This window comes from Klebsiella sp. CB_Kp196 (genome assembly GCF_040061575.1).
Lineage (GTDB): Bacteria > Pseudomonadota > Gammaproteobacteria > Enterobacterales > Enterobacteriaceae > Klebsiella > Klebsiella michiganensis.
Map to the genome: position 1 here is coordinate 121447 of NZ_JBEAFH010000052.1, position 12309 is coordinate 133755.

7 protein-coding genes and 2 pseudogenes are annotated in these 12309 nt (G+C 46.0%); 4 read left to right on the forward strand and 5 right to left on the reverse strand.

What is annotated here, in order from left to right:
* Positions 1-155: 155 nt before the first annotated feature.
* Positions 156-429: pseudogene (locus ABLU87_RS18055) on the reverse strand (transposase domain-containing protein); the annotation flags it as partial.
* Positions 430-581: 152 nt separating this feature from the next.
* Here ABLU87_RS18055 and ABLU87_RS18060 point away from each other — a divergent pair.
* Positions 582-1370, forward strand: a complete 789-nt coding sequence (locus ABLU87_RS18060; protein ID WP_225693724.1) for a hypothetical protein — start codon at positions 582-584, stop codon at positions 1368-1370.
* A 224-nt stretch (positions 1371-1594) separates the two neighbouring features.
* On the opposite strand, the gene ABLU87_RS18065 is transcribed toward ABLU87_RS18060, so the two are convergent.
* From ABLU87_RS18065 to ABLU87_RS18075, 3 genes are read right to left on the reverse strand one after another with little or no spacing between them, the layout of a single operon-like run.
* Positions 1595-4243, reverse strand: coding sequence for a DEAD/DEAH box helicase (locus ABLU87_RS18065; protein ID WP_128334935.1), 2649 nt, complete (start codon positions 4241-4243; stop codon positions 1595-1597).
* Complete coding sequence (locus tag ABLU87_RS18070; protein ID WP_128334934.1) at positions 4233-6140, reverse strand: hypothetical protein; 1908 nt, start codon at positions 6138-6140, stop codon at positions 4233-4235. The genes ABLU87_RS18065 and ABLU87_RS18070 overlap by 11 nt, the downstream gene beginning before the upstream one ends.
* Complete coding sequence (locus ABLU87_RS18075) at positions 6137-7525, reverse strand: hypothetical protein (RefSeq protein ID WP_128334933.1); 1389 nt, start codon at positions 7523-7525, stop codon at positions 6137-6139. Before ABLU87_RS18075 ends, ABLU87_RS18070 begins: the two co-directional genes overlap by 4 nt.
* A 479-nt stretch (positions 7526-8004) precedes the next feature.
* Here ABLU87_RS18075 and ABLU87_RS18080 point away from each other — a divergent pair.
* From ABLU87_RS18080 to ABLU87_RS18090, 3 genes and pseudogenes are all read left to right on the forward strand, one after another.
* Positions 8005-8175 (forward strand): annotated as a pseudogene (locus ABLU87_RS18080) (transposase); the annotation flags it as partial.
* Positions 8176-8474: 299 nt separating this feature from the next.
* Positions 8475-9533 (forward strand): DNA cytosine methyltransferase, encoded by a 1059-nt coding sequence (locus ABLU87_RS18085; RefSeq protein WP_128334932.1) that lies wholly within the window; start codon positions 8475-8477, stop codon positions 9531-9533.
* Complete coding sequence (locus ABLU87_RS18090) at positions 9523-11502, forward strand: ATP-binding protein (RefSeq protein ID WP_128334931.1); 1980 nt, start codon at positions 9523-9525, stop codon at positions 11500-11502. Before ABLU87_RS18085 ends, ABLU87_RS18090 begins: the two co-directional genes overlap by 11 nt.
* Before the next feature lie 431 nt (positions 11503-11933).
* Here ABLU87_RS18090 and ABLU87_RS18095 read toward each other — a convergent pair whose 3' ends face one another.
* Positions 11934-12281 (reverse strand): hypothetical protein, encoded by a 348-nt coding sequence (locus ABLU87_RS18095; protein ID WP_348865998.1) that lies wholly within the window; start codon positions 12279-12281, stop codon positions 11934-11936.
* Positions 12282-12309: the final 28 nt, after the last annotated feature.

The following is a 12309-nucleotide window of genomic DNA, read 5'->3' on the forward strand; positions in this document are numbered from 1 at the left end:
CAATAATTCCTTCTGAAAATGCCTCACAGCCATCTTATCCTGGAAAAACGCCGATAACATGGCTAATAACATTCGGTCTGTTGTGGTTTACTGAATTTGGCCACCTGAACAGAGGTGAGTAAGCGTACACCGAGGGCCGTATTGACGGGGATGTGTTATTCAGTTGGCGGTGTGATGCGCCAGGGTAGCAGTTCGCTGACCCGGTTGACTGGCCAGTCGGCGATGACGTCAAGCACATAGCAGAGGTAGCCTTCTGGATCCACGCTATTCAGTTTGCACGTTCCGATCAGGCTGTACAGCAGTGCTCCCCGCTCACCACCGTGGTCAGAGCCGAAGAACAGGACGTTTTTACGACCCAGACTGACCGTCCGCAGGGCATTTAGCGATGTTGTTGTTTGCTTCGGCCCAGCCATCTTCCGCATAACGGGATCACCGTTTGAGCTCCTGTATCAGAAGAGTCAGGAGCTTTTCGCTGACAGTGCCGTTGAGGCGGAGCGTTCCATGCCGGAATGCCACCTCACAGGTTATATTGAGGATCTTCGGCTCTTCTTGCACCGCCAGTGGTCCAGCAGGGGCGTTGAGTGTTACAGGAAGTAGCAGAGAAAAATGAGGTAAAAAAAGCCGAAATCGTTGAAGAACACCAACCTTCGCTCAACGAAGCCATGCGAGCTACAGCTATGGGGGCAGCCTTCGGGGCCACTTTTGCTCTCGGAACGGGTACTTACCGCAAGTATCGGGACGGTAAAAATATCTTCCGTGGCGAATTCGATACAGAGGACTGGCAGGACGTAGGGCTGGATACGCTGAAAGGAGCAGCTATAGGGGGCGTGTCCGCAGGGGCGATTTACACCCTGACAAATTACGCCTCAATGGGAGCCCCCTTCGCCAGCGCATTAGTTACCGCAGCCAAGGGGGTAGGAAGCCTTAATATGTCTTTTCAGCGTGGTGAGATAGATCTCGATGAGTTTACCGATCTCGGGCTTATAGTCTGCGCTGAATCAGCCATTGTGGGCGCTATGACCATTGCTGGTCAGACATTAATCCCTGTGCCTGTATTGGGAGCACTGATTGGATCTATCTCAGGGAAGTTTCTGGTCACTGTTGCCAAAAATCTGGATGGCAAAACCAGCCAGGCTTTGCAGGCGAAAATGGACGATTTCAACCGCCGTTTGAATGACATTGAGCAGCGGGCGCTTAAGCGTATTCTGTCCGAGTTTGAGGCATTAGGTGAGCTGACAACTGCAGCCTTCAACGTGGAAAACAACCGCCAGTTGCTGGAAGCAAGCATTACGCTGGCACAAGCTTACGGTGTCGATAAAAACAAAATTATCAAAAATGCGGACGATTTGGATGCTTTTATGATGGCATGATGAGAGTCTGGTCCCTCTACTAAAATTGAAACCCATCTTGCTAGCACACAAAACACTCGATATGCGTCAGTGTATCGATACTCTGACGCAATACATTATAAGGGGTACCAGCTTCAGCAGTTTGCGCCAGTCAGTAGTGCTTCCGGTATTCCGGAAATATTCCGCCATGGCTGATGTCTCTGTTAGAGAGGCGAGGTTTATTTCCCAGAGCATCAATAACGCCACTACTGGTGACCAAACTTTGCCGGGTAAGGATCTTCAACTTCGCGATCCCTGACGGGCTTCCGTAGCCACCGACGCCAGCCCGATGTACTCTCTTTCGTATCAATTTCTCGATTGAAACTCTGCGTTTCACAGTTATCCAGTTTTTCCTCCACGACGTACTTATGGTGAATGAATGAAGCCAGTTGATCCTGATCGAAGGAGCTTGCGAGATAAGGATAATTAATAACCATCTCGGCATTACTGCTCTCTCTAAGCAGCATATTCACGCGGCCAAAGAGGCGATCGACGCGACCATTCCTCTGCTCATTATCGCCGGGAGTCCAGGCAATGCCGTAATGATGGACTTTATGGCATTGCAGATGCAGATTTACGCCTTCCTGCATCACCGAAGTCGCCACAAGCACATCCGGGAAGAATGGCGAGTTAAACCCGCGTATAAGCCGCTCACGGTTGTGAGACTCACCGCTGGCGTACCATGCCGGACTGTTCAGGCTGCTGAGTTCGCGCCAGGCGTAAAGGCTATTATCAAGCGGCTGGCCAACAATCTTCTCACACAGCGTTTCAAATGTTTGGATGGCTGCCGAGAAATAACGCAGTATCAGCGAATCCTTGAATTTCGGCGTCACCCATTCAATAAATTGCAGATAGCGCTGCTGGGCATCGCCGCGCTGGGATACACGGTTAAATTCAGTAAACCAACAGTAAAGTTCGACCATCACCGGGCTGGCAAACAGGTAGCCAATGCGCAGATAGTTGGCAAGGTTCTCGACTATCGCCATGCCGTTCGGCTGCGCTTTCCATGTCCTGATCTGATGTTGATGCTGCTCAGGAAGTAAATCGAACATAATTCCCCAGGCCGTAGGCATCGGGTGGGCATAGTTTGAAACATTCTCCACCAGCATTTCCTGACGAATATCCCTCGCGGCATCACTGTAGCTATCACGCATCCGCTCTCCGGACTCTCTGCGATAATACTGTGCATAAGTTGCCGAAATACCATCGCGGGCAGGTTCCAGAAACAGCGATAACAAACTCTCCGGACGGCGAAAGCGCAGGCTGACGTTACTGCAGTCCGTGCGCCGCAGTATGCCACTCGTTTTGGTCACGAAAAGCGCCGCGATCCTGCTGGAAAGCTTTGCTTCATTTTCTTCGCTATCATCGTCCAGTAAGCATTCCTCTGCAGGCTCATCTGTATCCTGAGAATTGATAGTTTTTTCCGATATAAGGTTTTCATACTCTTCCCGGGACCAGCGCGTACTGCGCCATTTCTCCAACGCCTCCGGCGGCAGTTGCCAAAGCCGAATCAATCGCTCAGCCATCATCTCATCATAGCGAGCATTAATACGCTGAGTTATCTCGCGCACCGACGGGATACGGCGGACAAAGACCAGATGCTTGCGGCTATATAGTGCCTGAGATGCAAAGGGATCGTCGGACATACACTCATTGACCAGTACATCGTATTTGGGATGATCCGGAAAACGGTGGTAAACATCATGAAACTGCCGCGTCAGCCCGGTTAACAGAGACGTATCCAGCGCCCGGCTAAAATCAGTTTGAGTATGCTCATTATCATGTGCATCCTGCTCATTCTCAATATTGCCAGTGGATTCAAAACCCTCCAGGTATCCATACATCATCCGCTTGTCGCCGCTGCCTTTGTTCTCTTTATCCAGCTCTTCAACCAGTTTTTTTTGATAAAAGGCAAAAAACAGCTCTGCCTCAGCGCTACCAGAAAAGCTGGCGGCACTTGCCTGCTCCCGACGATATGCATATTTACTGTAATGCTGATTATCGCTCCCGCACATCTTCCGCAATCGACGGATGGCGAAATTCTCCATCAAAGAACGTACATCATCCATGTCATACTTCATCGTAATATCTGTGAAGTAACTTAATATATCGTATATATTCCGTGCCGCAGAATGATTTGGCGTTGCGGTCAGCAGCAGCGCATTTCGGGCCAGCCGGTCTTTCCCTTCCCCAAAGAAAGTACGTGCCGCACCTGCTCGCTGGCTGTCATTACGGTTGCGGAAATAGTGAGCTTCGTCGATGATAATCAAATCAAAACCCGCACCATCGAGAGCATCTTTTATTTCCTGCCTATACATTTCACCATACTTCTCAGCGACAAAAAATGCATTGTCTTTTTCATCCTTCGGTACCAGTCCGCTCAACGAATAGATAGTGGTCAGAAAGAAATAATGAGACTTTTCTTTAATAGCTGCGCTCAGTTCTTTCAGCCGACCATGAAACTGCGGCGCGTATTTTTCCTTTCCCTTATAAGAAGTAAAGGGGTTATCTTTCATTCTAAGATGCTTATGAATAAAGGTAGTGAACTCTGTTTTCCAGTTGTTGCACAGTGTCGAGTTTGGGGCCATGACCAGAATGCGCGCATCAGGCTTCTCCTGCCACATTAGCAGCATCACTGCTATTGCCTGATAGGTCTTTCCCATACCCACTTCATCGGCAAGCAGCGCTACCCGCTGATCAGCAAGCAAATTCCACAGGCCCGCTACGCCTTCAGCCTGCTTTGCCGCCATGCTGGTGCTGCACGTTTCGTAGCGCCATAAGGGGTCGGCTACATCAAAGTTCATCTTTTCTGAGACACAATGAGGCGTAACAGGCTGAGGTTGTTTAGTTATCATATCCACACTCTTTACGGATGATATCCAGATAACGTTGGGTACTTTTTTTCCCCTTCAGAGGTGGGGGAGAAACGCGCACTGAGCTCCACTGATGCGCGGAAATATCTGCGGCGCTCGATGCATTTTCTTTATTGATATCATCAAATCTCGCCTGTGCCAGAGCAACCATGCTATTGACCTCATGTGTCAGAAACCAGTTGAACACTGACGCGGGTTCCTTTTCAACTCGCGCTTTGACCATTTCTGCCAGTTCCAGCAGACAACCGGGTTCGCTGAACAGGCGACGGTGTAGTTGTTCTTTATTATCCATGGCTGATAACGCTTTACTGCGTAGCCGCATTGCCTGAAACAGTCGGAAGTAGCTGGTAGCTTCCGGGCTTAGGAACCCTGTCTCGTCGCTCTCCTCGCTGAATAATTCATCATGACCTGCCACGCTGCGGAGTATCAGATTATCGCTTTGCTCAGGTTCGGAGGAATTCATATAACTGTCTAGAATATCGTCCAGTGATTTAAAGCGCAGGGCGCGGCGATATTCTGAGCCCGTTTCAACAATAGTCCCTGTCCAGTCCGCTTCACCGGTTTTACGCAGCATATAGAAAGGGCTATCCAGCAGTGCTGCGCTTTGCTCGACATTTATCAGCAAAGGAGATGCCAGCGTACCGTCAGCTGTGTTCCACGTAAGTCTGACCGGTGTTTTGATCCCGGGCAGAAGCAGCCTGTGCTCCTCCTTCGGCTTGCCGAGAAACCACTTTCCGGTAAGCCTGTATTCGCAGCGCTGCCAGTCAAAAATAACCGTCAAGTCGAAAGGCGGGAGACTGCCCGGCACCAGGGCTTCCTCTTCCAGCAATTCTTCACTGGCAAAATCCCTCTCATTCACAACCCACACTATCGAGCACAACGTGGTCCGTTTGCTGACGGAATGTACGATCCCGGCTTCAACATTTCTCCCCTTTACCTTCAGACTACTGCAGCCTGGTCCGGTGAAGTTCCAGGAGCCTATCGCCAGGTGACGGCCCGTTGTACTCTCTCCCAGCCACAGCTTGGCGTGCGTCATCATTAATCGCGGATCACGTTCGGCGGGAGGTTTAAACAACGTCAATCGCTGTACCGCAATTAGCGCCTGCAGCTCCTCTCCCCAGCGTGTACGAATGAATTGCCCTGCAGCAAGATCAGGCACCAGCTCAACGCGCAGATCAGGCCCTGCTAACTTCGCTATCAGAGCAGGCAAATTATCGGCAAGATAAGGAGACCAGACGCTGAGCGTTGTCAATTCACCATTCGCGCTTAGCGCATCCATCAGCGTGAACGCGCTGAGACTATGAATAAACGTCCAGCCCAAGTCCTTACCGTAGAATCTGCGACGCACAGGGAAAAAGTCACTGCTGTTAACACCCTCATCAAATGCCGTAAAAAACTGTTTTATCTGCTGATACTGCGCATTGCTGGAAACCGTCCGAAAGTCCACGGCCTCCTGATTCCGCCCCCAGCCGCTGAGCGTAAGATTCGCGCTTCCGGCTCCGAGGACAATTTTCTTGTTCTTATCTTCAAGGTAAAACACCTTGGGATGAAACAGGCTGTGCTCCCCGTCCAGATATAATGCTTCATCCGCAGCAAGCTTACGCACCGACACGGGATAAACTGCAATTGAGGTTCTTTTAGGTTTATCCAGGGCGATCATTCGCGGATCGCAATAAACGCGAAAATCAATATTGCTTTCATTTAATGCCCGCTGCAGCCCTTCATAGTCCATGCGACCTACAGGCGGGTCGATATCCAGGACGGCCGGAAGAATCCGGCTTTCGACAAACGCGATATCGAGATTAAAGGTCGTGAGCCAGACTCGTTTCAGCGGCCCCATCTGCGCTATTTGCTCTTTAAACGCATCAAGGAGCTTCACGCTTCACCTCCCCATAATCCATCCAGTAAATGACGAAATTGCGGTATGTAATAATGGTTTACCCAATCGCTACTTTTACGTTCCAGATCAATAGCTACAGGTGGAGTCTGCAGCGAGATGATATTTCCTTCAAAGATAATCCATGGAAACTGCCCACGGGCTTCCATCAGTCCACTATGATACGCCAGCAGCCCACGCACCTGCTCCTCCAGAGACGGCGCGCTGGCTAGCGCAAGTAGTTGCCGAAAGCGTCTGTTGGGTGTACCGGAAAGCGATGCTACCAGCTCATTGTTTCGCTCAATCCTCATCGACAGTTGAGGTAAACTCTGAGTCGTCAGTCCGTTCCGCTGCCAGAATAGCGCGAAGTCGTCGAGGCTCTGCTGGCTCTGCCGCCTTAGTCCTGTGAACATCAGGTCAATTAAAGACAGAAACGGTTCTGCCTCAATAATGTATCCCAGCGTTTGCCGCTCGCATTCTTCCATTTCCATCGTTGCATCGGCATTCTTCCTGGCTTCAAGAAAAACACTCGAAATCGGCAAAGGTGATTGCTCAGGGTATTTTCGTTCTCGCTCCAGTACCCGATAAATGGCACCTGCACCATTTTTATTGAGTCCGGTTCTGGCGAGCCAGAATGCCTGCGAGTAGTTGCCCACATGTTTAGGGTTGCGAAATGTGCTGACGTAGCGAGTTTTAAGACTGTCGGGGATATTCTTGAAGAAGGACGTCAGGGCATCTTTGCTTTCTTCGCACATCAACGACTTAAGATAGGTCAGCGCAGCATCACGCAGTTGGCATAACTCGGAGATCTGCTGTATATAGGCCTCGGTGGCATCCCATACAGGCTTACTATCCGGCAGATCATAGTCGTAGGTCGTCGTGAAAAAACGCATACTGATCATTGGCGATTTATAGCGGCCGTTAGTACCGAGCGCAAGCTGGTTTGTCAGCAGTTCACTTTCCTTCTGATGGCCAAAAGTGAGCTGAGGGTTCTTATCAGAGATATGCCATTTTGCCCTGGCCTTATTAATCCCCTGCACTCCCGCGAGTGTTACGTCGTCCTGTTCCGCCCCTAACATCGAATAAATATAAATATTCTCCAGATGAATAAGGCTTGCCGCGATAAACTCCCTGAGCTGCTTTTTGGGATAGCATATTTTCATCGCGCCAGCGGTTTGCACAGCATCATCCAGCATTATTTTTCGGATGACGCTGTGGTGCAGCAGGTTGAGCGTATATTGCCTGACATCATTGGCAATAGAAGTTATGCGGCCGTGAAAGAGATCCTGTCCCCAGGATGACCAGATAACCAGTTGACCCAAAGGGTCGATATTCATCTCGCCGGTCAGCGACTCATCATATTCAGTTAAAAATTTATCAATGTACATTGTATTGAATTCGTTGGAGAAACTACGAGTAAGAATAGCATGACGCGTGGCGGGAGCCCTCTATCAAGGTCAATGTTTATCAGTTTATAAAGTCCCGTTAAAGTACCTGCGGATTCCGGTAGTTGAGCGGCTGGCAGCCAGACAATCCCAAAGCAAGCCGCTGCGGACATCTTTGATTACATTGCCTGGCGCCACAATCACCTGGGCGGCATCAGTCCGGAGTCCTTTGAATAGGTCTCATCGTGAGGATAGGAAACTTCTACGGTTGTGGGATCAGTCCACTTTATAGAGGATCTTCGCGGTTGATTTCGTGATTCATGCCTTGGCGAAAACAAGTTCAGCGATATTGCTTATGGCAATAAAATCATAAATAATTGGCGTTTTTTTTATCTAGCGCTGGCTTTGTTGAATAAATCAAACTTTTGCTGAGTTGAAGGATAAGATCACGCATCATCCTGACTGACAATGCAGGCAGTTCCGTGGCAAAGCAGAAGTCCAAAATCACCAACTGGAACAACTACAACAAGGCCCTGATTACTCGTGGCTCCATCACTTTCTGGCTTGATGATGAGGCGATTCATGCCTGATATGAGTCAGCAACGCCAGCATTCAGGGGATGGCCTCTGCGCTATTCTGACCTTGCTATCACACCGTTCTGGTGATTGAACACCCGGTCAGCTACAGAGACTCTCGCCCTGAATCTGATTTATTCAACAAAGCCCCTATGAGATAGACACTCTTTCTTCTTAACCAACTGAATTTAAATGATAATATTGATTTAAGTGTTATTTTGAAATTGTTTGAACTTGAGAAATATTGTATTTTCTTTTCATATAAATATTATAGTGATAAACATATACACAAGGAGCCATATCAGGCCTTCTTGACAAATCAAGTGGTATGGTAGCTAGCCTACTGCATTCAAGTAGACAGCATGAGCGAACAATAAATGACCAGAATTAGCGCGATAGACCTCTTTTGCGGAGTGGGCGGATTATCACATGGATTAATTCGTGCAGGGATAAAAGTACATGCTGGTGTCGATTTGGACCCTGATTGCAAGTGGGCCTATGAGAAAAATAATTCTGCTTCATACATACATGCAGACATTAGCACAGTTTCTGGTAAGGATCTCTTACGACTATGGGGGGATGGTGCCATTAAACTGCTGGCTGGGTGTGCCCCTTGCCAACCTTTTTCTTCCTATCAAAAAGGTAAAAAAGCTGTAGATAATAATAAATGGAAGTTGTTAGACGAATTTAGCCGATTGGTGGTTGAGACGCAACCAGATTTAGTTACGATGGAGAATGTGCCTCAGCTTCGTGACCACGAGGTATTCTTAAATTTCAGGAGAACCCTTAAGGCAAATGGCTACCATGTATGGTCAGAAGTTGTAAATTGCCTTGATTATGGTGTACCGCAAAAAAGGCAACGTCTAGTCCTTCTCGCATCAAAATTCGGTGAGATTAATTTAGATGAACCGACCCACGCTAATAATTATTTGACAGTTCGTGATGCTATTAGTCATCTCCCACCTCTTGAGGCTGGTCAGATCGATAAAAAAGACCCATTACATGCTTGTGCTAACCTTACTCGAATAAATTTAGAACGGATTAAACAGTCAAAACAAGGCGGCACTTGGGAAGACTGGGATCCAAGTTTAATCGCAAACTGCCACAAAAAAGAGTCAGGGAAAACTTATACATCCGTATATGGTCGAATGAGTTGGAACACTCCCGCTCCGACGATGACGACTTTATGCTTTGGCTACGGAAATGGGCGTTTTGGTCATCCTGTACAAAATAGAGCCATATCCTTGAGAGAAGCAGCTATATTTCAAAGCTTTCCTGAAACATATGAATTTCTTCCACATAGTGAAGAGGTCAGTTTTACTCGATTAGGCCGTATGATTGGTAATGCTGTTCCTGTAAGGCTAGGAGAAGTAGTTGGAGAAAGTTTTGTAAAACACATACAAAATAAACTGGACGGACATAGTAATGGAAAATAGTACGCTGGGGCGAAAGAATACTGAAACTGAGCATATTTACACCATGCAAGTTGGTTTAAGTGTTTTGGGACATCTTGGTATAAACCTTTACAGTAATGTTGCAGCAGTGTTAACAGAGGCGGTAGCCAATGCATGGGATGCAGATGCCACTCGTGTGGATATATCACTCAATGAAAACGAAATTATTATTAAAGATAATGGTTTTGGAATGACTATTGATGATATGAATAAGAGATATCTTTACGTCGGCTATAGCAAAAGAAACAAACCGGAATTGAGATTAACCCCGATGGGTAGAAAACCGATGGGCCGTAAAGGTATCGGTAAGCTTTCATTATTTTCTATAGCTAATAGTGTCGAAGTTAGTTCTTTTAAAGATGGTCAACTTCATGGCCTTATCATGCATGCTGATGAAATTCAAAAGGAAATAGATAATGGTGGCAGCAACTACCATCCTACTCCTTTAGATTTTGAATTTTTAACGATAGATAGCGGCACTCAAATAGTTTTAAGAGAATTAAAGAAAAAAAGATTATCATTGACGGCAAGCGCATTAAGAAAAAAGATCGCTCGTCGGTTCAGCGTAATTGGCAGTGAATCGTTTAAAGTCTTTGTTGATAGTACTGAAATTACTATAAAAGACAGGGAAGATTTGTCTAACTTACAATTCTTTTGGGATATGGACTCTGGGATAGATTTTACTCGTGTATGTCCTGAATTAAAAAATAGCACCAAACTACCTACAAACCTAGAGAAGGCCCCAAATCCAGCCTGGGTTATAAAAGGCTGGATCGGAAGTGTTAAGAGTTCTGGTCAATTAAAGTCTCCAGAAGGGAATCTTAATAATATTATTGTGTTATCAAGAGGGCGACTATTTCAAGAAAATATCTTGGAAGATATAAATGATGGCGGTTTATACACAAAATATCTTACAGGTCAATTGGAAGCGGACTTTCTAGATACAGATGAAGAAGATGATATTGCAACTAGCGACAGGCAACGAGTTGTTCAGGATGATGAGCGTTATCAATATCTATTAGCATTCTTAAAGCAAACAATGAGAAAAATTGCTGGTCAATGGTCGGCTTGGCGTGAGGAGACAGGTGTGGAAGAAGCAACAGATGCTAACCCAATTTTATCAAATTGGCTCGATTCTCTGACCGGTGGTTCTCAACCCCACGCAAAAAAACTTCTTGCTCGCATTGAATCTTTACCTTTAGAAGATGATTCTAAAAAAAGAGAATTATTTAAACATGCCATTTTTGCTTTTGAAAGATTAAGAATTCAAGAGATGAGCTCTGAGCTAGCTGACGACATGGTTCTTGATGCTTCAAAACTTCTTCCACTATTGGCAAAGCAAGATGACCTTGAAGCAACACTTTATTATGAAATCGCAAAAAGTAGAGTTGATGTGATTAAGCAATTTGAAAATCTTGTCGATAAAAATGAAAAAGAAAAAGTGTTGCAAAAATATTTATTTACGCATCTTTGGTTACTAGACCCTTCGTGGGAAAGGGCCAATGGTACAGAAAGAATGGAAACAAATGTTCAGAAGGAGTGGGACGATATAGATGCAGGTCTGAGTGATGATGAGAAAAAAGGCAGGCTTGATATTAAATATCGAAATACTGCTGGAGTTCATCTCATTATTGAACTCAAAAGAGCAAGTGTTAAAACGTCTGCTTACGCTTTAACTGGACAAGGTGCGAAATACAAACAAGCTGTCGAAAAATGTTCAAGAAAAGTAGAGCCTAATAAAGAGCCTCATGTTCAGGTTATTTTTGTTCTGGGTGAGGAAATCAGCGATATTGATCGTGGGCAAAAATGGGTAGATTCAATGATGGAAGGTGTAAACGGACGTATTGTTTATTATGAAACATTGATTGATGGAGCACTCCGTTCTTATGGTGATTATCTACAAAAACAAGAAAAAATAGCACAGATAGTGAAGCTTGTAAGTCAATTATAAATTTTAAAGCGCGTTAGAAATTCTGTGTCATTCCAATAATATACTTCAAAAAAGGAATGACACATGTCCCAGCCCTTCGATTTCGACAAAGACTTAATGCCCTCCAGTCCGGTCAGGTATTAACAGGTAAGGATGGTATCTTAACGCCATTAATCAAACGGTGATGCCTCCAATTAGTAGAATATGTATTTCTCAATGAAGACCCAAACTATCAAGAAACTGGCCCTTATCGCACGTCTGATTTGCACGAAGGGTGACATGTTAATAAATTGCTTTGTCATGCCCGATAATTTTTTATTTACTGAATATCCTGGGGCTTTACTGGTTTAATAAATAATTAAGAGGCTTACAAAAGCCTCTTATAGAAAGATACAACGTTTGACGTACTGGGTCGAAGGAAAGTCAAAAGCATTCCGGTCTAAGTATGCAAATCACTTGGCCTGTTTATTCAGCCAGCTCATATCAAGCTCTGATTTTACTGATGCCGAAAGAAGGACACAGTTGTCTTTATTAATATATGGTCGCTTCACGAAGACATAAGTGAATTTTACGGTATAGTTTTTGGCAAAATTATCAGGGACATAAGAATATGCAACCATAGAGCTGTCATCGTGAGTCTGCGTGTATTGAGGCGTTGTCTGTAACGCTCTATTTATAACCTGCTCGACAGTCGCTTCATCAAACAAATCTTTTTGAACTACAGTATAACCTACAAAATCTTCTTTGTACTTTTGCCGAGCCTCGTCATGGCATTGACCTGCCCCCAGAGTTAGATACAACCTTCAGTTAGTAATGTCGGTTGGTTTT

Coding starts and splice junctions, on each gene's coding strand:
- ABLU87_RS18065 (WP_128334935.1), bottom strand. CDS start 4,243: ATGATAACTAAACAACCTCAGCCTGTTACGCCTCATTGTGTCTCAGAA.
- ABLU87_RS18090 (WP_128334931.1), top strand. CDS start 9,523: ATGGAAAATAGTACGCTGGGGCGAAAGAATACTGAAACTGAGCATATT.
- ABLU87_RS18075 (WP_128334933.1), bottom strand. CDS start 7,525: ATGTACATTGATAAATTTTTAACTGAATATGATGAGTCGCTGACCGGC.
- ABLU87_RS18085 (WP_128334932.1), top strand. CDS start 8,475: ATGACCAGAATTAGCGCGATAGACCTCTTTTGCGGAGTGGGCGGATTA.